Genomic DNA, 23,789 nt, shown 5'->3' on the forward strand with positions numbered 1-23,789 from the left:
AACACCGCAAGGGCTTTTTTAAAGAAAAACGATCGAACGAAGAACTTTTGCACAGATCGTTTTATTTTTGACTGTTATGAGTATTATTAAGGCGATTTTATTCTACTTTAATATAGTGCTACGGAGTTTTTATTGTGTTTTGAGCTCATTTTTTCATCAGACTATGGTGAAAGTGCCAATAATTCATTACCATAGCTATGCTTTTTAACAGATATTTATCATTTTTCATTTTTATTAGAGACAAACTTATGCAGAAGTCATTTGTTATTACCTTAATTACGGCGCTAATTGGCGCAGTCATCATTTATGCTCTTTCTACCAATGTTCAACTTGTTGTGTCTTTTATCGCAGGTGCAATGTTAGCTAGTCTTATTTTTACTTTCGCACCATCTTCATCTGCTGCAGGTTCAAATGAACCTTATGTTGGCCCAACGATGACACTTTATGTTGGTAACCTTCCATATCGTGTACACGAGGGTGAAGTTAAATCACTTTTCGGTGAATACGGACCAGTTAATTCAGTTCGCTTAGTACGTGATAGAAAGACTGGTCGTCGCAAAGGTTTCGGTTTCGTCGAAATGTCAGAAGCTGGCGCGAAAAAAGCGATGAACAAATTGAATGATTACAGTTTCCAAGAACGTACTTTAAAAGTACGAGAAGCTAAATCTCAAGAGTCTGATCCTGCAGATCAAAATAAAGATAGTTAGTTTGACCTTATTTAGTTGGCTACGGTAATCCGCTGTAATTGTGTAAAACCGTAGTCAGCTAATGTCATTTCCAGTCCTAAATCTATATCCTTCGTAAAACCTGCTTGCAAGTTTCCTTTCTTAGTAATGAATTGTTCTTCGTTCGCTTCGATAAATGACAGTACTCTTGCTGCTACCGCATCACCAGAATCTAATAACATCACTTTTTGTTGGAGCACTTGATCGATTTCTTGCTGCAATAAAGGAAAGTGAGTACAACCCAATACCAGCGTATCTATATCTGTTGCCTTTATAGGTGCCAAGATTTTTTCTATTTGATTTATGTCGACAGTTTTTCTTTGCGCTTTCGCCTCTGCTATTAACACTAAATCAGACGTTCCAACTAAAGTCACTTTGCAATCGCTAGCAAAGGAATCAATTAAATCTTGAGTATATTGTCTTGTCACTGTACCTGGCGTTGCAAGCAAACCAATATGTCGTGTTATTGAAATTAACGCTGCTGGCTTTATGGCTGGTACCACTCCAACAACCGGTATATCCAACTGCTTTCTTAATTCTGGCAGCACTAAGGTGCTTGCACTGTTACAGGCAACCACTACGATTGATGCCCTAATTGCTTTGACCTGTCTTACAATCAGTTCGACACAGCCATGAATCAATTCTTGCTCATTAAGATCGCCATAAGGAAGACGGGCATTATCAAATAAGTAATAAATGTCATGTTGTGGTAGTTGACTATGTATGTGGTCAAACACTGATAAACCACCTATGCCTGAATCAAAAACGAGTATGGGACCGACCAAGATAATCTCCGTTTGAGTGGTTATTAATAAGAATTCGATTATATTTTGACTTAATCTTCGAAGAACACGCCAATCCGCTGGACATCAGCGGTGTGTAGTATAATATTTGCGCCCTTAATTTACAGCCTATGGTGGAACAAAATGAATTTAGCTGCAATGGATCCTAAAAACTATGATGCGCAACTCGAAGAAAAGCGTATCAAGCTTGAACAGACCTTTGCCGAGTTTACTCCGCCTAGTTTAGAAGTTTTCGCTTCGGAACCTACAAATTACCGCATGCGTGCAGAATTTCGAGTGTGGCATGATGGCGACGACTTATACTATTACATGTTTGATAAAGCATTGAATGAAAAAGTACGTTGTGAGCAATATCTTCCTGCTGGAAAGCTCATTAATGAGGTAATGACAGCATTAATGGAAGAGCTACGTCCCAATCATGATTTACGCTTTAAACTTTTCCAAGTCGATTTTTTATCAACCCTAAGTGGTGAAATATTGGTTTCGTTGCTTTATCACCGTCAACTTAACGATGAATGGCGTGCTCAAGCAGAGCAAATGAAACAACGTTTATCCGCCAAGTTTAACGTTAACTTTATTGGCCGCGCACGTAAGCAAAAAATTGATTTAGATAAAGACTTCGTCGTCGAAACGTTAACAGTCGATGGTAACGAGCTTAAATACAAGCAAATTGAAAATAGCTTTACCCAACCAAATGCTAAAGTTTCTGTGAAAATGTTGGAATGGGCAATTTCAGCGACAAAAGACAGTACGGGTGATTTATTAGAGCTTTACTGTGGTAATGGTAATTTCACCATTGCTCTTGCGCCTAATTTTGATCGCGTACTTGCCACCGAATTGGCTAAACCCTCTGTCGATGCCGCTCAGTACAACATCGCCATTAATAACATCGAGAATTTACAAATCATTCGTATGTCAGCAGAAGATTTTAGTGACGCGATGGCGAAGAAACGTACTTACCGACGTTTAGAAGGTATCGATTTAGACAGCTATGATTGCAATACTATTTTTGTAGACCCTCCACGTGCGGGTATTGATGACGATACACTGTCGTTAATGCAAAACTACGATCGCATCTTATACATTTCTTGTAATCCAGAAACCTTGAAGGAAAATTTAGCGACTTTAAGTCGTACCCACGAGATCACTCGTTTCGCTTTATTTGATCAGTTCCCATATACCCATCATATGGAATCGGGTGTTTTATTAGAACGTAAAATAAATGCCTAAATACCTGCTTAATCGGATATAAAAATCAAAAAAGCGGCGTTGTGATATCACAACGCCGCTTTTTTGTATCTCAACTAATGAAATAGAACCTTACTTAGTTTCGACTTTATGTTGCAAGGCTTCAGCACCTTTAGCAACCATACGCAGTTGAAGTACCAGATGATCTGCTAATACTTTTCTATCTGCACGTTTCATATCTAAAGCCGATGCGCCAGCGTTAAACACTAACGTCACCAAAGCCTCAGCCTGAACTCTGGCTAACATTGGCGTTCGCCCTGCTGTGGCTTCAGTATAATGAGATAGTTCAGAGATAAAATGTTCTATTTCTCTTGCCACTGCTGCACGAAATGCAGCTGAAGTACCAGAACGTTCGTGCAAAAGAATACGAAACACGTTTGGATTTGACTCTAGCACTTCCACAAATGTGTCGACAGAAATACGAATAACACTGCCACCAGCTTCAGCACGTTGTCTTCCTTTGCGCATCATTTGTCTTAAGGTTAATCCACCTTCGTCAACCATTGTCAGACCTAACTCATTCATGTCTTTAAAATGACGATAAAAAGAGGTTGGTGCAATCCCTGCTTCCCTTGCAACTTCGCGTAAACTCAAACTTGAAAAGCTACGCTCAGCACTGAGTTGATTAAAAGCGGCATCTACCAATGCACGACGGGTTTTTTCTTTCTGTAATGCTCTTACACCCATGTATAGAATCCATTTAGTAAATGTTAATGCACAGATAATACCGTTTTTATCAGAGAAACACAGCCCTTCAAAGCTTGACCACAGAATAAGGGTAAGTTAAATTGGCGTACAACTGTACGCCCAATAAGTTTTTTGGAACATCTTAATGAAAAAACCACCGATTATTTGGTTAAATACATCTCTTTTCGCACTCACCTTACTGGGTGCAATCACGCTAGTTCCTTGGCGTGGTATGACTCATGGCTTTGAAGCGATTGAATGGGTTGCCTTTGTTATCCTCGCTTTTGCTAGCGGTCTATCTATTACTGCGGGTTATCATAGATTATGGTCGCATAAAGCTTATAAAGCACATCCAGTGATGCGTTTTCTATTCGCTTTAGGCGGTGCTCTTGCACTGCAAAATAGTGCATTACATTGGTCTTCTGATCACCGTATTCACCATAAGCATGTGGACAATAACGATAAAGATCCTTATTCCGCTAAAAAAGGCTTTTGGTATAGCCACATCGGTTGGATGCTAAGAGAATACCAAGCCAGTCGTTACCACGATTACAATAATGTTCGTGACTTGCAAAAAGATGCCATCGTTATGTGGCAGCATAAACATTACTTGTCATTAGTGGTATTGATGAATATTGGCTTACCTGCTTTTTTAGGTTGGCTAAACGGCGACATTATTTCGATGGTACTCATGGCAGGCTTACTTCGCCTTGTTGTCGTACATCACTGCACATTCTTTATTAACTCACTTGCCCACATCTGGGGAAGCCAGCCATATACAAATAAGAATACCGCGCGTGATAATGGCGTTATCGCATTATTAACTTATGGTGAGGGTTATCATAATTTCCACCATATTTTCGAAAATGATTACCGTAATGGGATTAAATGGTGGCATTACGACCCAACCAAATGGTTAATCAAATCGATGTATTGGGCTGGGTTAGCCACAGATTTACGTGTGGTACCACAAGAACGTATTGAAAGTGCAAAATTGCAGATGCAGTTACTCAGGGCACAAGACAAAGTGGCTCATTTACCAAACTGTGATGAGATCATTGCGAATTTTCAAGCAGAATACGATCTAATGAAGCAACACTTAATGGAATATTACCAAGCTAAAAAGAGTTTGATTGAGGCCAAAAGTAAACAGCTGAGCTATCAACAGCTCAACTTGCAAGTTGAAGAGTTAAAAGCACGCTTGTTAGCTCAAAAGAAAAATTGGAATAACATTACTGCTGCTTATTAACACTAAGCGATTGTCATTAATGTGAAACGGCTACCTTGCAAGGTAGCCGTTTGTGTTTATGATGGATAATCGATGTTCATAACAGGTTATTCATTTCATGGCAGAAACCGATATTAAACTCACCGAATACAGTCATGGCGCAGGTTGTGGTTGTAAGATTTCCCCTCAAGTACTTAGCACCATTCTAGCCAGTGATATTCCAGCTTTTACCGATCCCAATTTACTTGTAGGCAATCTGAGCCGTGATGATGCCGCCGTATATCAGCTAAACCAAGAAACTGGGATTATCAGTACCACTGATTTTTTCATGCCGATTGTTGATGACCCTTTTACCTTTGGTCGTATTGCAGCCACTAATGCCATCAGTGATATTTATGCCATGGGCGGCACACCTATTATGGCTATTGCTATACTGGGCTGGCCAGTGAATACCTTACCAGCTGAAGTTGCACAGAAAGTCATTGAAGGTGGAAGAAAAGCCTGCGCTGACGCTGGCATTATGCTTGCCGGCGGCCACAGTATTGATGCTCCTGAACCTATTTTTGGATTAGCTGTCACTGGACAAATTCCACTGTCTAAACTTAAACGTAATGACCAAGCACAGGCTGGAGATAAACTGTATCTGACTAAGCCTATTGGCATCGGTATTCTCACCACTGCACAGAAGCAGAAAAAACTGGCTGAAGCCGATAGTCAGATTGCCATCAATGCCATGTGTCAGCTCAATAAAGTTGGCCAGAGTATCGCTAATATTAACGGCGTTAATGCATTAACCGACGTCACAGGTTTTGGTCTAGCAGGTCATTTAATTGAAGTATGCCAAGGAGCAAACCTCTCAGCGACATTGTCTTTTGAACAGATTCCACTTTTAGACAAAGCTGAACACTACCTGGATCTAGGTTGCGTCCCTGGTGGCACTCAGCGAAATTTTGATAGTTACAAACAACACCTCGGCTCATTATCAGATAAACAAAAAGCCATTTTATGCGATCCACAAACCAGCGGCGGCTTACTTATATCGGTATCAACCGCTGCAGAGCAAGCGCTCATTAGCTGTCTTTTAGAGCAAGACATAGCGCCTATTTGCATTGGTGAGCTATCGCTTACTGCTCCAACTTTACCTTTGGTGAACATACTCTAATGGCAGTAAATATGATTGCCGACAGCGAATATCAACGCATCTTCATAGAAGATGTGCCTTTACTTGATGTGCGTGCGCCTGTTGAGTTTATTAAAGGTGCATTTGGCCGTTCGACTAATATCGGACTAATGACTGATGATGAACGTAAACAAGTAGGCACTTGCTATAAACTACATGGCCAAGATGCTGCGATAGCACTTGGACATAGTCTCGTTAATGGCAACACTAAACAGCAGCGCATAGAAGCATGGCAGCAATATATAGCTGCTCACCCTAACGCTTACCTGTATTGTTTTCGGGGTGGGCTTCGCTCGAAACTAAGTCAACAATGGATAAAAGAAGCCGGTATTGATATTCCGTATATTGAAGGCGGATATAAGGCCATGCGCCAATATTTGATTAAGACAATCGAACAGGCATCGACTGAACAACCTTTACTGATATTAAGTGGTATTACCGGCAGTGGTAAAACAGATTTATTGTTGCAACGTCATGAAGCAATAGACTTAGAAGGTCTAGCTAACCATCGTGGTTCAAGCTTTGGTAAAAATATTGACCCGCAGCCCACTCAAATTAACTTTGAGAACAATTTGGCGATAAAACTACTCAAGCAACAACACATAGCGAGTACTTTTACCTTGTTAGAAGATGAGAGCTACCTCATTGGGCGCTCAGCTATACCACAGGTATTCTATCAAGCCATGCAGCGTAGCCCTATCATAGTGTTGGAAGAGTCTTTTCAAAATCGCCTTAACCGATTACATAAAGCCTATGTCGCGGACAAATCAGCAGCATACATTAACCGTTTTGGCGCTGAAGCAGGTCAACATGCCTTTAGCGAATACTTACTGAATAGCGTAAATAGTATTAAAAAGCGCTTAGGCGGACAACAGCATGCTGAGTTAACGACCTTGATTGAACAAGCCATCAACAGTCAATTTAATCGTAATGACTTATCAGCTCACTTTGATTGGATAACCAGCCTTCTGCGTCATTACTATGACCCAATGTATCAATATCAATTATCGAAGAAACAGCAAAGAGTAATTTTTAGTGGTGACCATCAAGCCATTCATGATTGGTTATCTTCTAAAGGTCATTCGAATATTTCCTTATCACGCTAATATTCTAGCTAACACACAAAGAAAAACGCCCTTATTCATAAGGGCGCTTTATTCTATCCAAGGTCATTACTTTATAAGATCATTACTTTCTAACGGCATTGAATTAACCGCAGCTCTGAGGGCCTAGGCCTTAGTTATATCATCCGACTTCAAGCTTGCATTAAACAGTTCACTCACGTTTTGATGTAAACCATGTCGGCCTAACGTAACGCCGTCAACAGCTTCGCCTATATTCACTTCCACTTTCGACCAGAAACGCTTCGGACGTGTTGTTAACGCGTGCCCCCCTTTATGACTGAAGTAAGAGCCCCATAAGCCACTTAACGACATTGGGATTACTGTCACAGGGTCTTTTCCCAGTATTCGCTCAACCCCTGGTCTAAACTCAGCGATGTCTCCATCTACTGATAAACGTCCCTCAGGGAAGATGCACACTAACTCTTCGTTGTTCAAGGCATGATGAATTTGCTCAAATGCATTTTCATAGGTTGCTTTACATTTTTTCGGCGAACAAATTGGGATCACGCCTGCATGACGAAATAAGTACTTAAGTAATGGTATTTCGCTAATGGATTTATCCATTACAAAACGAATCGGTCGTGTAGAGGATCCCATAATAATTAACGCATCAACATAACTGACATGATTACACACAATAACCCCTGCCCCTTGCGCAGGAATATGTATCCGGCCATTCACCTTAACGCGATACATGAAGTGACTCAGTAAATAGCTAATAAAGCGCTGAGCAAATTCAGGGACCTGTGAATACACGTATAGTGCAACGACAGTATTCATCGCGGCCAGCAGCAAGAATAAATCTGGAATGCTCCATTCTAGTACGCCAAGTAAGATAATCGACAAGATGGCTGCAACAACCATAAACAACGCATTAATTATGTTGTTGGCTGCAATAGCTTGTGCACATTCATCTTTTGCGGCGCGTGATTGAATAAAAGCGTATAGAGGGACAATGAACAAGCCACCGCTAAGGCCAACCATAAACAAATCAGCCATTACCCTATAGTGCTGCGAGTCACTAATGAAACTACTAAAGCTATAAACAAAACTTAAATCTGCTGGAGCAGGCGGAATAGCAAAAATTAAATCCACACCAAATACGGTTAAACCCAATACACCAAAAGGTAAAACACCTAACTCAACATGACCGTAAGACACACGTTCACAAATCCACGAACCTACTGCGATACCAATAGAGAACAAGGCCAGTAGTAAAGACACGACTGTCGCATCTGCATGTAAGTGCAATTTGGCAAAATTAGGAAACTGGGTCAGGTAAGTCGCACCCAGAAACCAAAACCAACTGATGGCCAGAATAGCCATCCAAATACCTGGCGTTTTCCTCACTTTTGCAATGCTTTGCCATGTACCAGATAAAGGGGTAAATCTAATTTTATCGATTTTACCTTGTGGCGGTAATGCTGGAATTGCGCGACTGCAAAGGTAGCCAATAACTGATAATGTCACAACAATCGTCGCTGCACCGATTAAGCTATGGTCACTGGCAACAATTAAACCTGCTGATAATGTCCCGACTAAAATCGATATAAACGTGCCCATTTCTACCCAGGCATTTCCAGTTACTAACTCACTTTCTTTTAACGTCTGTGGCAACAAAGAATACTTAACAGGGCCAAAATAGGCTGACTGACTACCCATCATAAAGAGCAGTAATAACATCACTAAATAACTTTGAGTCAAAATGGCCACCGCAGCGCAAGACATGATGATCAACTCAAGCAACTTGAGTCTGCGGATCAACATCGCTTTATCCATATTATCTGCCACCATCCCCGCATGAGCGGAAAACAAGAAAAATGGCAAAATGAAAACACCTGCAGCCAAATTAACAAACATATTGACGCTGATAGGTAGTTCACTCACTTGGCTATATGTCACCAGTAATAACAATACATTCTTATAGATATTGTCATTCAGTGCCCCTAAGCACTGCGTGACAAAATAAGGAAGAAAGCGTTTAGTTAACAACATGAAAGCTCCTTTTCTTGAGTCATACCTAATAAATATCCATGAACATGACTACTGAGCATCGCGGGTAATGCGGTTTGATCAGTAAATAATTTTCCATCTATTCCAAGGCATGTTAATCCATGGATCCCGCCCCATAACACACGACTCATCATTATAATCTCTGCGTGATCTGCTTTTGGAAACAAGGCGGTTAGCTGCTCTGAAACTAAACTGAATAGCGTATCAATGGCTTGCTGATGATTTGATGACAGTGATACGCCTTCTGGCGCAGACAGTTCAAAGACCAGTTTAAAACAAACTCGGTGCTCGTTAGCAAACTGGTAATAGCGATGCGCCATGAGCTCAATTGAAGCTTGAGCTTGCTCGGTGGCGTGTATTGGCGAGTGATTATGATTTATTTCATCTGATGTCGATGAGGTTAAGTGCTCGAACAAATCAATCAATACCTGTTCAGATACCGATAATAATAACTGCTGATAGCTGCCAAAAATATTAATCAACGTACTTGGCGCATAACCAATATCGGTGGCGACTTTACGTAGACTCAAACTTTCAAGCGAGGCAATGTGTAGATACTGCATCACTGATTTAATGGCCATATCATGGATTTCACCATGAGTATGTTCTTTCCTTCTTGCCATCAGGTAACTCCATTTATGCGGTTAGTGTTGCTAACCTAACAACAAACAAAATAAAAAACAATGTTCATAATAAGTTTATTTTTAATCTTCTAATAAATATTATCGAAAAAATGACACAAAAAAGCCCTCAACAGAGGGCTTAGATGATGAAACGAGGCAACTGACTTTACACGATAATTAGGTGGTTAAAATATCATCCCACGCTAAACTCGGGCTACCTACAACAATAAAGTTAGGGTTTTCTAATGTTTCACGTTCATTGTAGGTCATTGGCTGAAGGTTAATATCCATTAATGCACCGCCAGCTTCTTCCAAAATAATCTGTGCTGCACCAGTGTCCCATTCACCTGTAGGTCCAAGGCGGACATAACAATCAGCTCGCCCTTCAGCCACTAAGCAACTTTTTAATGCCGCTCCACCTAACACCACGAGTTCGCAGCTGTTTGGATGACTTAATAACTTAAGCACTGACTGCGGATCTTGACGACGGCTAACTGCCAGTTTTAATCCTGATTCTTCAATACTATTAATTTGTCGGCTGGTAATACGCACTTCATTTTTGCTATCACGTTTATAGGCACCTAAGCCTGCAATGGCGTAGTAACAGACTTTCGTCATTGGCACATAAACGACTCCCATTACAGGACGGTTATGTTCTACCAGTGCGATAATAACGGAAAAGTCACCACTACCAGCGATAAACTCACCGGTACCATCTAAAGGATCAACCAGCCAGTAACGCTGCCATTCAGCACGTTCAGAAAAAGCAATATCAGCAGCTTCTTCACTAAGAATAGGAATATCAGGTGTCAACGCTGCTAAACCAGCACAAATGATCTCATTTGCTGCTAAGTCTGCAGAAGTCACTGGGGTATTATCTGATTTTATTTCTCGATCAAAATCACCTTTGACATAAATGTCGCGAATTTTTTGACCTGCCTCGGTGGCAATAGTGATGACTTGTTCAATTACTTCTTCTGGCTTCATAACGACTCCAATCGCCAAATAATACGCTGAATACTGTCAAGTTAGACCAAATTAAGGCATTTTTGTAGTTAACTTAGGCTAATATTTTGTTTTTATTTTACTTTATAACGACTACTTTGCTAAAAACTGCTGTGCAAGAAATAGCGCACTGACACTTCTCGACTCAGAAAAATCTGCATCATCGAGTAAGTTTTTCCACTTCTCTAACGGAAAAGGAATCACTTCTATTGGTTCTGGTTCATCACCTTCAAGGGTACTTTCATATAAATCTTCAGCGATGAAAATCTGCATCTTACTCGCAAAGTAACCTGGGGCTAAACTCAGTTCTTTTAATAAAGTCAGCTTGTTACTGGCAAAACCGATTTCTTCTTGCAGTTCACGGTTCGCAGCTTCAATCCCAGTTTCGCCTGGGTCGATTAAGCCTTTAGGAAAGCCGAGTTCATAATTATCAGTGCCTGCTGCATATTCTTTAGCTAACAACAACTTGCCTTCATGCACGGGAACAATCATCACCGCACCACGACTGCCGCCACTCATTCTTTCATATTGACGCTCAACACCATTGGAAAACTTAAGGTGGAGTTGTTCAATTTGAAACAAGCGACTTTTCGCTACAATCTCACGATGTAAGATTTCAGGCTTTTTATGTCGAGTTGTCATTAAGGCCTCATATATGACGAATTTACTTAGACAAGTTACAATCTTACTATCCTAGCTATATTCTACAACTGGAATTTTCATGTTTCCTTGGCATAAGATAGACACGGTTTTACTTGATATGGATGGCACTTTGCTCGATTTGCACTTCGATAACCATTTTTGGTTAACTTTAGTGCCACAGCAACTTAGCCAGCAAAGACAGATTTCTGTGGCGGAAGCACAGAAATTGGTTGAACAGTCATACCATAAAGTGGAAGGCACACTTGACTGGTATTGTATTGATTATTGGCAGCAACAACTTGGGTTAGATATTTTAACCCTGCACTATTCGCTGGTTGAACGTATTCAAATGCGCCAAGACAGCATGCCATTCTTACAAGCACTGCACAAAGCTGGCAAGCAGCGAATTTTAATGACCAATGCTCATCCTAAAAGCCTGGAGTTGAAATTAGCACATACTGACTTAGCCCATGGATTAGATGCGACTTTTTCAAGCCACGAAACGGGTTACCCAAAAGAACACCCATTATTTTGGCAGCATGCAATTAAGCAGTTTAAGTTGAATCCAAGCCGCTGCTTATTTGTTGACGATAACGAACATATTCTTGAGGCTTCAAAAAAGGCGGGGATTGGTTTTCAATTAGGTATTTCAAACCCCGACAGCAAAAAACCACACAATGACTTTTTTGACTTTCCAGCAATTCATGATTATCAAATGTTACATCAGGATTTATTAGGTTAACGCCGAGAATGACGATTGATGAGTGTGTCGCTCTCTAAGCGATAAGATCAAAAAAGGCATGTTATTCAACATGCCTTTTTAATTGCTATTTTACAGCAGTGGATTACAACCCAGGAATCACACCATTATAATTAATTGGGTAATAACCTTGGCTATCCTGTTTACCCAAAAATGATAACGCTTGGGTTAGATCTTCTGGCTGTTCAGGTGTTGGTTTAATTTTAGCGCTGACCGAAAAACGGTTACTTTCACCCAATGTTGCAATACCTTCGATACCCATCTTGTTCATGCTATCGTCAGTATTTAATTGCACCATACCGTCAACACAGCTTAAACCCAACGCAATATCACCTAGCGGATATTTACCAAACTGGTTATTCACATCAATTCGATTTAAAAATAACTTACCTGATAACTGTTCACACCATGGTTCACCTTGCTCAAGACGTTCCACAATCAAGCTGACATCACCGGCGACTTTAGTTCTAAACGGTAGGCGAGCATTACCCAATAAAAATTGGTTAGGCGCTTCAAAGCGTAAATTATCAGCCGAAATCCCTGACAGAGACCAACTGATATCGCCTTGACCACTGACTGGTGTCGCACGGCTACCAATTTGTAGATCAACATTGACGCTACCAATAAACAAAGCCCATGGGTTTAAATCCCAGTTCACTTGTTCGATTAGGCGTCGGTCAATAGACACAAGTTCAGCACTGCCCTGCCACAAGGTGCCAGATACTCCGCTCACTTTGATATTATTTGGCAGTGGCGCAATGCCTACAACCCAATTAGCTGGAATATACACCACCATGAAAATGAGGTAGATGAATACGCCAATTATAATTTTCTTAATCAAACTCACTACAATACCTGCTTACTTAGACAGCTGAATACGACGTACTTTGACAAAACCTGCAAGATCAGACTCAGATAAATCAACACTTTCAAGGGTTAAGCCTTTCTTCTCGACTAACTCATGTAAGTAATTCAACAAGCTGTCAAACGGAACATCATCCATCCACAATTGAATTTTATCGCCTTGTGGCTGCATCCGAGTAATCTCTAACTTATATTGACCCGCTAGCTGATTCACCACAGAACTTAAACTACCACTTGCAGTCGGTCTGGACCCCGATTGCTTCAGACCTGCGATTTTATTTGCAGTTTGTTTTACATAATTTAATGTTTGTAATTCTGATTGGTGGCGCATTTCAGCATTTTCAGCCGCTGAGGATATTGGGCTCCAAATACCCCAATATAAAATACCAATAACAACAAACACACCACAGCAGGCAACTAACTGTTGCTCACGAAGCACTAAGCCTTTCCACCAGTTTTGCAAATTTTCCATCTTATTTGCCTCTCAATGTCAGGGTTGTATTCACTGCATCTTCACCGCTATTAATTGCGCCCATGTCTAAGTCGTAGCGCACTTCAACTAGCTCTTTAAACTTATCCACTTGATCATAGGTCTTAGCAGTGACCTGCATCCGCAGTTCATTGCGGTTGGCATCAAAACGCAATGAGTTTGGCTTTAAATCTGGTACTTGTTCAAATGAACCGCGTAAACCATCTAGCATTTCGAAGAAAGCAGCTCCACCGCCTTGCCCTTGCATGCTGCGAAGTTGTGAGTCCATTTGCGAGCGAATATTAACAATACGATTAACGTTCGGAATAACCCGTTTGAATATAGCTTCACTTTCTTGTCTGACTTCAGCGCTTCTGTTTTCCAATTGATGGATAGTCAGGCCTTTATTCACTAGAGAAAGCACAATTGCAATGAATGCAATAATCGCGACATTTTTCCAAAGCATTAAATGTTTGCTGTATTCGCGTTTAGGTACATACACCCCACTCAGTAAGTTAACTGGTGATTGTAAAATACCTTTCGCTAACACCATCATAGGTAAATCTAGTGGTTTAGACTCAACTTCAGCATCCATGAAAACTAAATCTTCACTGTAGGCTGCAATACTGATTGGCGCTTCATCTTGTTGCTTTTCTGGCATCAGTTTTGGCAATGCAAAATCCAGCCATGTTTTCGGTAAGCTGACACCACTACCTTCGCCTGTGCGCAGTAATAATTCATCACCCATATCAAGCGCCGCCCAACGGCATTGCTCCAATGGCAATGCGAGACAGTCCGGCACAATACGTTTAACCTTAATGCCAGCGTCCATTAACCATGACATCCAATCTTGCATTTGCTCATGGGCAACAGCAATCACATTAAGCTGTTCGCCGTCTCTTGGGCCGACAACAAAATGCATATCTTCAACATCAGAAGCAATTGTTTCTTCCAGCATAAAAGGTAATGCCTTTAATGCTTGGCGTTGGTTCTTTTCTGGTAATTCAATTTGCGTCAATGTCATGCTAGAAGCTGGTACTAAAACATCAACCGGACGATTACCTGCACGCTCAGTTAAACTGGTTAAGCTGGCAGCATCACTTAACTCACCTGAGGCAATGATCTCTTGCTCTTGTTCTGACCATACTAGCCAAGAACAAGGGCTTTCTAATGTTTTTCCTAATCGGATAAAAAGCCGTTCAGACACTGTTATTCTCCACAAGCTGCAATACCAACAAGGTTAATTGCAGCGGGTTGTTACGCTTATTCATTATTGCTGCCCGCCATATTGACGTGTCAGCACTTCAAATTTATTTCCGCTTCGCTGAAGTACGCTATCCATTCTAAAGGTGGCGTTATCCACTTTCGCCCCAGCCTTTAGTAAAAAGAAATTACTATCGACAACAATACTCGATTTCATATTGCTTTCCGTTGCTAAGCTCGCAAGGGTATTATTTTCCCAAAACTCAGCAGCAGTTTCGAAACCATCAGCTGGCCTTTGATTAATTAGGCTTTCAGCATCACTTTGGCTAATTTTATTTTCTAGCATACCCACCAACAATGCCGCCTGCTCAACTTCAATAGTATTGACGTTCAGTAACTGTTGGTTATTACCTGGAATCGCACAGATATAAGGTAATAAGGTCATATACACTTGTTGGTTGTATCCCATCACAGCTCTAAGTTCGCTGCGATGATTCATTAATGTATTCGCGGCGCGGTATGGCACATTTCGTGATTCATACTCAGCATCTTCTGCGCCATATGGCATTGAAACGGTATCGTCGTCGATATAATCAACTAATGTATGAGTCAGCCTTTCTGCGCCAAAGTCATCCATACCTAAGGCCACTAATAAGGATTTATACTGAGTCGCCGCTAAACTTAATTTAGGCTGTCCGTTTTCAACTTCTGTAGATGTCACCGACAATGCATTGATATTAAAACATGAACGCATATCCATGATTTCACCACCGATTTCACCGTAATCGGCAGGAAAAATCACATCGGCAAGTGCCCAGTATTGTTGGCGATGCACAGTACCATCGCTGTCTTCCATGTCTTGCTTTAAAATCTTTTTAGCTAACTCTTCAGCCGAAATAGCATACCAATAGGCTTGATCATATTGGGCCAAATTCAGGGTTCGTCGCATTGACAGTTGATTGCGACTCGTAATGTTTGTCGCAATAATCACTACCAATGCCACAATCAATAACACCACTAATAAAGCAACGCCACGTTGGTTACGAATACCTGGTAATTGCTGCTTCATCATGTGCCATTACCTGTGCTACCCGTGCCATTACTGCCTGAACCACTGTTACCTGAACCATTACCAGTATTGGTACCATTATTGTTGTTGCCGTTGTTATTACCGTTACCATCGCTGCCGTCGTTACCAGAACCACTACTGTTACCACCTTTAGGTAACAAGAAGCGTCTTTCGATAATGCCTAAGCCTTCAATTTCAAGTGTCATCGTAATGCCCTGAGGTAAAGATGATGCATCAACTTTTCTTTCCCACTCAGTACCGGTAAAAAATGAGTACTCAATCGAAATCACACCTTCAATGATCAAGCTTTTAAGCGGCTCTGCACCGACTTCAGGCTCAGGATATGGATAATACCAACGCTCTAAACGACCATCTTGAACAATATACGCAACAGACTGCAAGCTGCCACGAGGTAACATGCCATCAGGATTCAGCCAGCCTAAGCGGAAAAACACTAAGGCTTCAGTTTCTGAGTCCAGCATGTTGTCGCCGGTTTGAAATACTGATGTGGTGCGTTCACCATCTAGACCGCGCTGTGTTCTAGCGACTATTTGGCCTAAATCTCGTTCAATAATCCCAAAGCCTTGCTGTAAGGCTTTAAGTCGAACTGAAAATTCTTTGGTTGCTTCATCATTTTTCATTACTGTTGATAGCACGGCGTTTGCAGCCAAACCTATCATGGCAAAAATAGCAATTGAGATGAGCATTTCAAGCAAGGTAAAACCTACTTGACTGTGTTGTGGCTTAGCCTTCGTTGTGAACATAACTACTCACTTGGGCAACGGTGCGGTTAAACCTATCTTCATCACTGACTAAAACGCGAATCATTCTAAAATTATCGTCGGTGGTTTTAATCACTTCTTGACGCCAATACCAATCTTTTCCTGCCAGTTCAACTTGACCATTCTTAGTCCCGAGTTCAGGAAATTGTTGCAGCAGTCGAGCTTCAACCATCTGATTACTCGCCACCCATTGCGCCAAGGTACGTTCTTCCAATATGGGGAGGTTCGCCATTTGGTCGCCAATACTTTTGGTAACAGCTACAGCGGCAATAGAAAACACCGCTAATGCCACGATGACTTCAAGTAAGGTCATGCCTTTACTGATCTTCATCGAAACTTCCTATTGCCAAGCGACCCATAGCATCACCAACAACCAAGACTTCCACTTCTTTACCGTTTTCATCATCGGTTAAAAAGCTCAGCTCAAATGTCGACATTTCCCCACTTGGGAAAAGTAATATTTGTGGTTCAGGGTTTTTCTTTTTGTCTTCTTTCGATTCATCTATCAGTGGCTCATCGAACCAAGATTCATCTTCTTCATCATCTTGCACAAGTGGCAAACCATCGAGCAATAAACTCATGCTGACGTCTTGTTCCATTTGCTGCGGTGCAAGCTGTCTATCACCTGTTAACGGCTCCCACTGAGCTTCTTTGTAGTAGACGAACTGATATTCATCTTCTTCAACGACGATACCTAGAAATTGGCCACTAAGGATCGTTTCTTCAATAACTAATTCGGTCGTGGCAATAAACTTTCTGGCCGTTTTTGTTAACGCCTGCTCAGGTCCTGCAGTACTGGTCGTCATGGTCACTGCTGCTGCGGTTAACCCCATCAGCAGCGCCACAAGTAACACTTCTAACAGTGTGAACCCAGCTTGGCGTTTAACGTTCATTATGCGTTATCAGCTTAAACTTCCATTACTGGAAGTTTTGTAGGTTCCAGTTACCGATGTCATCTTCAGTACCAACTTGTCCGTCAGGACCTGCACTGAAAATATCGATACGACCATTTTCGCCTGGGCTCAATAAGAAGTAATCATTGCGCCATGGATCCTGAGGCAAACGTTTTAGGTAACCATCTGGACGGTAGTTACGTGGTTCAGGTGAAGATGTTGGCTTTTGTACTAAAGCATCTAAACCTTGATCCGTCGTTGGATAAACACTGTTATCAAGACGATACATATCTAGGGCATTCTCTAATGCAACAATGTCAGATACTGCTTTTTGTAAATCGGCTTTATCTTTGTTACCCATAAGGTTAGGTACAACCATTGAGGCTAAAATACCTAAGATCACGATAACGACCATGACTTCTAAAAGGGTAAAACCACGTTGTTTACGATTGACTTGCATTGACGACTTCCTCCAGTGCACACCACATTGGCGTGACAAAAATAATATCTAAAAACTTGCTGCGCTAGCCGCTAATCAAGTTATTCAATTCTAAAATAGGTTGTAAAATGGCCATCACAATGAATAACACTACCGAGGCCATACTCACAACCAACATAGGTTCAAATACACCTAAAGCAATGTTCACATTCGCTTCAAACTCACTGTCTTGGTTATCAGCAGCGCGCTCCAGCATTTGCTCTAACTGGCCACTTTTTTCACCCGACGCAATCATATAGAGCATCATAGGTGGAAAAAGTTTAGTATTTGTCAGCGCAGCACCTAAACTTGTACCTTCACGTACTCTTGCTGTCGCATCATCAACAGCCGCGCGTACTTTCACATTGACTAATACTTCACTCGCAATTCGCATGCCTTCAAGTAACGGTACTGAACTTGCCGATAAAATACTTAAAGTTCGGGCAAAACGCGCAGTGTTAATCCCTTTACTGACTTTACCGAGCACTGGCGCTTTTAACAGCCAAGTATCGAACACCATTCTAAAATTAGGTTTTTTCAGCATTTGTTTAAACAACACAAATGCGGCAAACATCAGTCCCAAGACGACTAAACCATATGACTGCACAAAGTCTGATGCAATAATCAAAAATTGCGTAGTGCCCGGTAACTCTTGGCCCATGTGCTCAAACTGGCCAACAACTTTTGGAACTACAGCCGCTAATAAAACAGCAATAACGCCGATAGCAACAACGGTCAGTACAATCGGGTAAATCATCGCCTGAGTAAGCTTAGACTTAAGCTGTTGACGACGTTCGGTGTAATCAGCAAGACGATTCAATACCACTTCTAAATGACCAGACTTTTCGCCTGACGCCACCATTGCACGGTATAGATCATCAAAAACATGGGGATATTCTGCGAGTGAATCAGCTAAGCTATAACCTTCAACAACCCGTGAACGTACAGCCATCACTAAGCTAGCAAGTCTGTCTTTTTCACACTGCTGTCCAACCGCTTTAAGCGATTCTTCAATCGGCAAACCCGCAGCAACTAGGGTCGCAATTTGACGGGTAATCAGGGCAAGTTCTGCCACCGAGATACCACGTTGGAATAATTTCAGACCACCCGTTTTCGCTTTCGCTTCTTTTTCGGCAACAGGTTGTAACTCAAGTGGCATTAAGCGTTGTTCACGCAGCTGACTACGCGCGTGACGCGCTGTATCTGCTTCAATCACACCTTTTTGCTGTTTGCCATTGCTATCAAGGGCTTTATATTCAAACGCTGCCATTGATTATTCCTCGCGAGTTACGCGCAATACTTCTTCTAGGGTTGTGACACCATCAAGTACTTTACTCATGCCATCGTGACGAATACTTGGGATGGTTTGACGAACATATTTCTCAATTGCCAGCTCACCACGACCGCCGTGAATTAACTCACGTACATTGTCATCAACCACGAGTAACTCATGAATACCGGTACGGCCACGATAGCCATTATTACCACACTCTTTACAGCCATTAGCGCGGTAAATAACGCGAGTATCATTGGCGGTCACGCCTAATAATTCACGCTCTCGCTCATCAGGTTCATGGGGGATTTTACATTCGTTACATAGAGTTCGAATCAATCGCTGAGCTAATACGCCCAACAAACTTGATGAAACAAGGAACGGTTCAACACCCATATCTTGCAAACGCGTAATCGCGCCAGATGCGGTGTTGGTATGCAGTGTTGATATCACTAAGTGACCGGTTAATGATGCTTGAACCGCAATTTGCGCGGTTTCTAAATCACGGATTTCACCAATCATCACCACATCAGGATCTTGACGTAATATTGCACGTAAACCACGAGCAAAGCTCATATCGGCTTTCATGTTAACTTGCGTTTGGCCGATACCTTCAAGCTCGTACTCGATAGGATCTTCAACGGTCAAAATGTTGGTATCTTTTGAATTGATCTCAGTTAAGCCTGCATACAAGGTGGTACTTTTACCAGAACCTGTCGGGCCAGTTACCAAGATAATGCCATGGGGTTTACGAATAATGGCATCGAACTGTTCACGAATCGATAATGTCATACCCAGTAATTTTAAATCGAGATTACCGGTATTTTTATCCAGTAGACGTAGCACAACACGCTCGCCATGACTTGATGGCATGGTTGATACACGCACATCGACCGCTCGACCTGCAATACGCAATGAAATACGGCCATCTTGGGGCACACGTTTTTCAGCAATATCTAAACGCGCCATCACTTTAATACGCGAAACCAGCAGCGAAGACAGTTTACGATTTGGTTTTAACACCTCTTTTAATACACCATCAATACGGAAGCGGACAATCAATTGCTTCTCATATGTCTCGATGTGAATATCTGAGGCTTCTTCTTTAATCGCTTCCGATAACAAGGCATTAATTAACTTAATAATTGGTGCATCATCATCGCCTTCTAATAAATCTTCAGTTTGCGGCAGTTCTTCGGCTAGAGTGAATAAGTCCATCTCGTTGCCAATGTCTTCCATCAACTGCTGTGCTTCAGATGAATTTGCTTGGAAAGTTTGAGTTAACTTAGCTTCAAACTCATCAATCGGTAATTTACTTAGCACGAGTTCTTCACCAGCATAACGACGCACTTCGAGCATCGCATCTAATGGTGTTTCACTGGTGTAATACAATTTTAGTGCATCAGTTTCTTTGGCTAATGCCAAATTAAACCTGTGTGAAAAAGCAAAAGGTAAGCGCTCACGACTGGTTGAAACAAACACCTCATCATTGAGTTCATCTGCTTCTAAACCTAAGTCTGTTGACACTTTCGCCAATTGTTCAGTCATTTCTGCTTCACTCATTGGCGTTATCTTCTGATGCTTCTGCGTCTTCTTCAACCGATTCAGCTGCTTTGCTGGCTGCTTCTGTTGCAGCGCGATCTTTTTCCATGCTCTCGCTGATATGCTTCAATGCTGGATCCGAATCACGCATCTTAGTTTCTAAGTTCTTACCTTCTTTATAACGATTTAAGACTTCGTTAACTTCATCAGGTAAGTAAGCCTCTTGATCCCATTCATCAAGTATTGGCACATCAGTATTTGGCATTAAGTTAACACCACGTTCTTGTTGTTCGATTTGCAATGCGCGGAAGTAGTTATATTTACGTCCCGCAATACCTTCCATAGTAATACCATCACGAATAATCGTAGGCTTGATAAATACCATCAGATTTTTCTTTTTCACGCCACTTGAAGATGACTTGAATAAATGACCAATAATCGGTAAATCACCTAAGAATGGTACTTTTTGAACCGACTCTTGGGTTTCTTCATTGATCAAACCACCTAAGACAACGATTTGCCCCGAATCGGCCATCACAGTAGTGGTTAAGCGACGAGTCGCAAACGTCACATCGACACCCGTTTTACCGTTAATCCCTGAGACTTCCTGCTCAATGGTTAACTTAACAGCATTACCCTCGTTGACTTGTGGTACCACTTTAAGTTTTACGCCGACTTCTTTACGTTCAACCGTTTGGAAAGGGTTAGAGTTACCATTACTTGAGTTTTGGCTACCCGTTAGAATTGGCACTTCATCACCAACAATAAATGAAGCTTCTTGGTTATCTAGTGTTGTGATAGAAGGTGTAGCAAGTACGTTTGATTTAGTATCACTTGATACTGCTTGTACTAATGCGCCAAAATCACCAGCGGTAACGCCCCACGCCATGCCATTCACTTTACCTAACGCTTGCGCCAGTAAGGTAATGTCACCACGGGTATCAGGGTTTTCGGTACAGGTACCATTTTCAGTACAGACTGTGGTGCCTTCTTCGCCTTGAGCTTGCCAAATACCCGCACCAATTTCACCGATGGTAGGGCCTAAGTTATTAAACTGGGTGCCACCACCTGCGGCAGTTGCCCACTGCACACCAAAACCAACATCATCACCTTCTGAGACTTCAACAATAATCGCTTCGACTAGGACTTGTGCACGACGAATATCTAATTGGTTAACGACACTTTCAATGGTGCGCATTTGATCTGGTTCAGCGCTGATAACTAATGCATTAGTATCAACGTGAGCCATGATATTAATTTCTTTACGGCGCTTATTGCTGCCACTCTGGCCAGTATCCTGGTCGCTTTGTAGTTGCTCAGCAAAACCTGTTAATACTTCAACTAAATCTTCAGCCTTAGCGTAACGTAAGTAACGGACTTTGGTATTACCTGTTGTAGCTTGCTCAGCATCAAGACGGCGGACCAATTCGACTACACGCTGACGGCTTTTTTCATCACCACTCACAACCACGGCATTGGTTCGTTCATCAGCAACCACTTTAGGTGCTTGGCCTGGCATTTGTGCTTGGTTAGCTGTTGAGCGGTACAAAGTATCAATAATACGAACGATTTCGCCTGCTGATGCAAACTCAAGCGATACTACCTGTACTTCCGTATCACCTTGTTTATCTACACGGCGGACGATTTCGACTAGTTTATTTACGACTGCAGCACGACCTGAAATCATCAATACATTTGATGGGTCATAATTTACAACGTTACCGCCACCCGCATTATCATTTAGCTGACGTAATAACGGCGCAAGTTGTTTAGCTTCGGTATTATAAAGGGCCACAATACGTGTAACCATTTCATCACCTAAACCAGGCTTAGCATCATCGGCCACACGGATAGCTGCGGTTTTCGCATCTTTATCCTTGATGACTTTAATAACACGGTTTTCCATTTCGACAACGGCATAACCATAAACTTGCAATACGTTGAGGAAGAATTGGTAATACTGTTCATCATCCAATAAGTCGTAACTACGGACGTTAATTTTGCCGCGGACAGTTGGATCGACAATAATCGTTTTATTGAGGTTCTTACCTACAATATTAATGAATTCTTGAATATCTGTGCCTTTAAAATTGGCAGCATATTGCTCCGACCAAGCCGCTTGAGAAGCAAGCATTGCTATACCAGCAACCATCCCTGCTAATAACTTGCGTCGAATTCCATAACTCTTCATTATTTTCAATCCTCTACTGCCTAACTATTCTGGCAAACTAAAAATTATTTCTACTAACTGTCCATCACGTTCAACCATGACGCCGACTTCTGTTAATTCTGGTAATTGCGCCATAACTTCTAATGATTGTCCCATGTCGGTCAAATCATAGCCGTTGATGGATTTGGCTAAATCATTTGCTTTAAATCCCGCAGCCGCAAATAAAGATTTATTTTTACCTGGGTTGAGGCGATAGCCGCTGACACCGTCGGCGCCGCGCACTGGAGAAATGGCTAGATAGTCAGTCAGCTTTCCTGGATCAGCTAATAGTTCATCACGTGAATCACTGATTTGCTGAGCAACTTCGGCATTTTGACGACGATCGTCACGCTGTACTTGACGGTCTTTTTTGGCTTGCTGTAATGACTGGTTAGCTTGGCTTTGGGTGGTATAATTTAAACCATCCAACATTAATGTCTCATAACGGCCAGCATTAGTAATGATGATACGGTCGGCATACACTTCTTTCAGCGAAGCAGAAGTGCCTTTAATTTTGTCACCTAAGCCGTAAGTTTCTTGATTACCTTTTGATTCAATGACAGCAAGACCGTTGGTATCAGAAGTAGAAGCCACCACCCCCGTCAATAAAATAGAAAGGTTAGTTTTAGGTGCATCAGTAATTTGTTCAACTGGAGCAGGTTTATTAGGGCGGCCATTTGCATTGGCGTCTTTTTCGCCAAATAATGCCAATCGCTGGACACTACTTAGCTCAACCCGTTTAGCGCTTGCTACCGAAGTTGGCGAAGGTTGCCATGCAACTGCCTGAGAATTTACTGGCATTAGCTTCCAGGTAATCTGCGCTGTCAGTAATAGCACAATCACTAATCCTAACCAGAATACAGCTGTGCTTAATGGCTTTTGGGGGATTCCCGCAGCCTTAGTTATAATTTTATCTAATACATCCATATTCGGCTTTGACCCTCTAGCAGGTCGCTGTTCTAATTCTGT

The 23,789-nt window shown here is 41.8% G+C and carries 24 protein-coding genes; 6 read left to right on the forward strand and 18 right to left on the reverse strand.

What is annotated here, in order from left to right; genetic code table 11:
- The first annotated feature begins 248 nt into the window (after positions 1 to 248).
- Positions 249 to 707 (forward strand): RNA-binding protein, encoded by a 459-nt coding sequence (locus AB4153_RS07850; RefSeq protein ID WP_102527642.1) that lies wholly within the window; start codon positions 249 to 251, stop codon positions 705 to 707.
- 11 nt (positions 708 to 718) lie between these two features.
- Here AB4153_RS07850 and murI read toward each other — a convergent pair whose 3' ends face one another.
- Complete coding sequence (gene murI, locus AB4153_RS07855) at positions 719 to 1,510, reverse strand: glutamate racemase (RefSeq protein WP_371996964.1); 792 nt, start codon at positions 1,508 to 1,510, stop codon at positions 719 to 721.
- A gap of 141 nt (positions 1,511 to 1,651) precedes the next feature.
- Here murI and trmA point away from each other — a divergent pair, with 141 nt between their 5' ends.
- Entirely contained in the window at positions 1,652 to 2,758 is a 1,107-nt protein-coding gene (trmA, locus tag AB4153_RS07860) for a tRNA (uridine(54)-C5)-methyltransferase TrmA (RefSeq protein ID WP_371996965.1), read from the forward strand.
- A gap of 90 nt (positions 2,759 to 2,848) precedes the next feature.
- On the opposite strand, the gene fabR is transcribed toward trmA, so the two are convergent.
- Positions 2,849 to 3,463 (reverse strand): HTH-type transcriptional repressor FabR, encoded by a 615-nt coding sequence (gene fabR / locus AB4153_RS07865; RefSeq protein ID WP_102527639.1) that lies wholly within the window; start codon positions 3,461 to 3,463, stop codon positions 2,849 to 2,851.
- A gap of 145 nt (positions 3,464 to 3,608) precedes the next feature.
- Here fabR and AB4153_RS07870 point away from each other — a divergent pair, with 145 nt between their 5' ends.
- The 3 genes from AB4153_RS07870 (at position 3,609) to mnmH (ending at position 6,977) form a co-directional block, all read left to right on the forward strand.
- Positions 3,609 to 4,712: a fatty acid desaturase gene (locus AB4153_RS07870; protein WP_102527638.1), complete on the forward strand. Its 1,104-nt coding sequence runs from the start codon at positions 3,609 to 3,611 to the stop codon at positions 4,710 to 4,712.
- A gap of 97 nt (positions 4,713 to 4,809) precedes the next feature.
- Positions 4,810 to 5,853 carry a selenide, water dikinase SelD gene (gene selD / locus AB4153_RS07875; protein WP_303517129.1) on the forward strand — a complete coding sequence of 348 codons (1,044 nt, stop codon included), beginning with the start codon at positions 4,810 to 4,812 and terminating at the stop codon, positions 5,851 to 5,853.
- Entirely contained in the window at positions 5,853 to 6,977 is a 1,125-nt protein-coding gene (gene mnmH, locus AB4153_RS07880) for a tRNA 2-selenouridine(34) synthase MnmH (protein ID WP_371996967.1), read from the forward strand. Before selD ends, mnmH begins: the two co-directional genes overlap by 1 nt.
- Before the next feature lie 123 nt (positions 6,978 to 7,100).
- Here the strand turns inward: mnmH and AB4153_RS07885 are convergent, their stop codons facing one another.
- From AB4153_RS07885 to nudE, 4 genes are all read right to left on the reverse strand, one after another.
- Complete coding sequence (locus tag AB4153_RS07885) at positions 7,101 to 8,990, reverse strand: MFS transporter (RefSeq protein ID WP_371996969.1); 1,890 nt, start codon at positions 8,988 to 8,990, stop codon at positions 7,101 to 7,103.
- Positions 8,981 to 9,631 carry a TetR/AcrR family transcriptional regulator gene (locus tag AB4153_RS07890; protein WP_371996970.1) on the reverse strand — a complete coding sequence of 217 codons (651 nt, stop codon included), beginning with the start codon at positions 9,629 to 9,631 and terminating at the stop codon, positions 8,981 to 8,983. Before AB4153_RS07890 ends, AB4153_RS07885 begins: the two co-directional genes overlap by 10 nt.
- 177 nt (positions 9,632 to 9,808) lie before the next feature.
- A complete protein-coding gene (cysQ, locus tag AB4153_RS07895) occupies positions 9,809 to 10,618 on the reverse strand; it encodes a 3'(2'),5'-bisphosphate nucleotidase CysQ (protein ID WP_102527633.1) in 810 nt (269 codons plus the stop codon).
- Positions 10,619 to 10,729: 111 nt separating this feature from the next.
- A complete protein-coding gene (gene nudE, locus AB4153_RS07900; protein ID WP_102527632.1) occupies positions 10,730 to 11,278 on the reverse strand; it encodes an ADP compounds hydrolase NudE in 549 nt (182 codons plus the stop codon).
- A gap of 79 nt (positions 11,279 to 11,357) precedes the next feature.
- On the opposite strand from nudE, the gene yrfG reads away from it, so the two are divergent.
- Positions 11,358 to 12,020 carry a GMP/IMP nucleotidase gene (gene yrfG, locus AB4153_RS07905; protein ID WP_371996973.1) on the forward strand — a complete coding sequence of 221 codons (663 nt, stop codon included), beginning with the start codon at positions 11,358 to 11,360 and terminating at the stop codon, positions 12,018 to 12,020.
- A gap of 103 nt (positions 12,021 to 12,123) precedes the next feature.
- Here yrfG and AB4153_RS07910 read toward each other — a convergent pair whose 3' ends face one another.
- The 12 genes from AB4153_RS07910 to gspC all read right to left on the reverse strand — a co-directional run bounded on the left by AB4153_RS07910 (position 12,124) and on the right by gspC (position 23,747).
- Positions 12,124 to 12,885, reverse strand: a complete 762-nt coding sequence (locus AB4153_RS07910; protein ID WP_102527630.1) for a type II secretion system protein N — start codon at positions 12,883 to 12,885, stop codon at positions 12,124 to 12,126.
- Positions 12,886 to 12,897: 12 nt separating this feature from the next.
- The gene (locus tag AB4153_RS07915; RefSeq protein WP_229370248.1) at positions 12,898 to 13,374 is read right to left on the reverse strand and encodes a type II secretion system protein M; all 477 of its coding nucleotides are present in this window, start codon (positions 13,372 to 13,374) and stop codon (positions 12,898 to 12,900) included.
- 1 nt (position 13,375) lies between these two features.
- A complete protein-coding gene (gene gspL, locus AB4153_RS07920; RefSeq protein ID WP_371996974.1) occupies positions 13,376 to 14,578 on the reverse strand; it encodes a type II secretion system protein GspL in 1,203 nt (400 codons plus the stop codon).
- 63 nt (positions 14,579 to 14,641) lie between these two features.
- Complete coding sequence (gene gspK, locus AB4153_RS07925) at positions 14,642 to 15,643, reverse strand: type II secretion system minor pseudopilin GspK (RefSeq protein WP_102527645.1); 1,002 nt, start codon at positions 15,641 to 15,643, stop codon at positions 14,642 to 14,644.
- Positions 15,643 to 16,407, reverse strand: a complete 765-nt coding sequence (gene gspJ, locus AB4153_RS07930; protein ID WP_371996975.1) for a type II secretion system minor pseudopilin GspJ — start codon at positions 16,405 to 16,407, stop codon at positions 15,643 to 15,645. Before gspJ ends, gspK begins: the two co-directional genes overlap by 1 nt.
- On the reverse strand, positions 16,388 to 16,756 hold the full coding sequence (gspI, locus tag AB4153_RS07935; protein WP_102527626.1) for a type II secretion system minor pseudopilin GspI: 369 nt from the start codon (positions 16,754 to 16,756) through the stop codon (positions 16,388 to 16,390). Before gspI ends, gspJ begins: the two co-directional genes overlap by 20 nt.
- Positions 16,743 to 17,318 carry a type II secretion system minor pseudopilin GspH gene (gene gspH, locus AB4153_RS07940; protein WP_371996976.1) on the reverse strand — a complete coding sequence of 192 codons (576 nt, stop codon included), beginning with the start codon at positions 17,316 to 17,318 and terminating at the stop codon, positions 16,743 to 16,745. Before gspH ends, gspI begins: the two co-directional genes overlap by 14 nt.
- 25 nt (positions 17,319 to 17,343) lie before the next feature.
- The gene (gspG, locus tag AB4153_RS07945; RefSeq protein ID WP_102527624.1) at positions 17,344 to 17,778 is read right to left on the reverse strand and encodes a type II secretion system major pseudopilin GspG; all 435 of its coding nucleotides are present in this window, start codon (positions 17,776 to 17,778) and stop codon (positions 17,344 to 17,346) included.
- 64 nt (positions 17,779 to 17,842) lie between these two features.
- Complete coding sequence (gspF, locus tag AB4153_RS07950; RefSeq protein ID WP_102527623.1) at positions 17,843 to 19,066, reverse strand: type II secretion system inner membrane protein GspF; 1,224 nt, start codon at positions 19,064 to 19,066, stop codon at positions 17,843 to 17,845.
- Between the two features lie 3 nt (positions 19,067 to 19,069).
- The gene (gspE, locus tag AB4153_RS07955; RefSeq protein WP_371997041.1) at positions 19,070 to 20,617 is read right to left on the reverse strand and encodes a type II secretion system ATPase GspE; all 1,548 of its coding nucleotides are present in this window, start codon (positions 20,615 to 20,617) and stop codon (positions 19,070 to 19,072) included.
- A 7-nt stretch (positions 20,618 to 20,624) separates the two neighbouring features.
- The gene (gene gspD, locus AB4153_RS07960; RefSeq protein WP_102527621.1) at positions 20,625 to 22,802 is read right to left on the reverse strand and encodes a type II secretion system secretin GspD; all 2,178 of its coding nucleotides are present in this window, start codon (positions 22,800 to 22,802) and stop codon (positions 20,625 to 20,627) included.
- A 24-nt stretch (positions 22,803 to 22,826) separates the two neighbouring features.
- Entirely contained in the window at positions 22,827 to 23,747 is a 921-nt protein-coding gene (gene gspC / locus AB4153_RS07965; RefSeq protein WP_371996977.1) for a type II secretion system protein GspC, read from the reverse strand.
- Positions 23,748 to 23,789 lie beyond the last annotated feature (42 nt).

Source organism: Shewanella sp. 10N.286.52.E4 (assembly GCF_041468785.1).
GTDB classification, from domain to species: Bacteria; Pseudomonadota; Gammaproteobacteria; order Enterobacterales; family Shewanellaceae; genus Shewanella; species Shewanella electrodiphila.

Coding starts and splice junctions, on each gene's coding strand:
- gspJ (WP_371996975.1), bottom strand. CDS start 16,407: ATGTTCACAACGAAGGCTAAGCCACAACACAGTCAAGTAGGTTTTACC.
- selD (WP_303517129.1), top strand. CDS start 4,810: ATGGCAGAAACCGATATTAAACTCACCGAATACAGTCATGGCGCAGGT.
- gspF (WP_102527623.1), bottom strand. CDS start 19,066: ATGGCAGCGTTTGAATATAAAGCCCTTGATAGCAATGGCAAACAGCAA.
- gspG (WP_102527624.1), bottom strand. CDS start 17,778: ATGCAAGTCAATCGTAAACAACGTGGTTTTACCCTTTTAGAAGTCATG.
- gspD (WP_102527621.1), bottom strand. CDS start 22,802: ATGAAGAGTTATGGAATTCGACGCAAGTTATTAGCAGGGATGGTTGCT.
- fabR (WP_102527639.1), bottom strand. CDS start 3,463: ATGGGTGTAAGAGCATTACAGAAAGAAAAAACCCGTCGTGCATTGGTA.
- AB4153_RS07890 (WP_371996970.1), bottom strand. CDS start 9,631: ATGGCAAGAAGGAAAGAACATACTCATGGTGAAATCCATGATATGGCC.
- cysQ (WP_102527633.1), bottom strand. CDS start 10,618: ATGAAGCCAGAAGAAGTAATTGAACAAGTCATCACTATTGCCACCGAG.
- yrfG (WP_371996973.1), top strand. CDS start 11,358: ATGTTTCCTTGGCATAAGATAGACACGGTTTTACTTGATATGGATGGC.
- gspI (WP_102527626.1), bottom strand. CDS start 16,756: ATGAAGATCAGTAAAGGCATGACCTTACTTGAAGTCATCGTGGCATTA.
- mnmH (WP_371996967.1), top strand. CDS start 5,853: ATGGCAGTAAATATGATTGCCGACAGCGAATATCAACGCATCTTCATA.
- trmA (WP_371996965.1), top strand. CDS start 1,652: ATGAATTTAGCTGCAATGGATCCTAAAAACTATGATGCGCAACTCGAA.
- gspH (WP_371996976.1), bottom strand. CDS start 17,318: ATGAACGTTAAACGCCAAGCTGGGTTCACACTGTTAGAAGTGTTACTT.
- AB4153_RS07915 (WP_229370248.1), bottom strand. CDS start 13,374: ATGGAAAATTTGCAAAACTGGTGGAAAGGCTTAGTGCTTCGTGAGCAA.
- nudE (WP_102527632.1), bottom strand. CDS start 11,278: ATGACAACTCGACATAAAAAGCCTGAAATCTTACATCGTGAGATTGTA.
- AB4153_RS07850 (WP_102527642.1), top strand. CDS start 249: ATGCAGAAGTCATTTGTTATTACCTTAATTACGGCGCTAATTGGCGCA.
- AB4153_RS07885 (WP_371996969.1), bottom strand. CDS start 8,990: ATGTTGTTAACTAAACGCTTTCTTCCTTATTTTGTCACGCAGTGCTTA.
- gspE (WP_371997041.1), bottom strand. CDS start 20,617: ATGACTGAACAATTGGCGAAAGTGTCAACAGACTTAGGTTTAGAAGCA.
- AB4153_RS07870 (WP_102527638.1), top strand. CDS start 3,609: ATGAAAAAACCACCGATTATTTGGTTAAATACATCTCTTTTCGCACTC.
- gspC (WP_371996977.1), bottom strand. CDS start 23,747: ATGGATGTATTAGATAAAATTATAACTAAGGCTGCGGGAATCCCCCAA.
- gspK (WP_102527645.1), bottom strand. CDS start 15,643: ATGAAGCAGCAATTACCAGGTATTCGTAACCAACGTGGCGTTGCTTTA.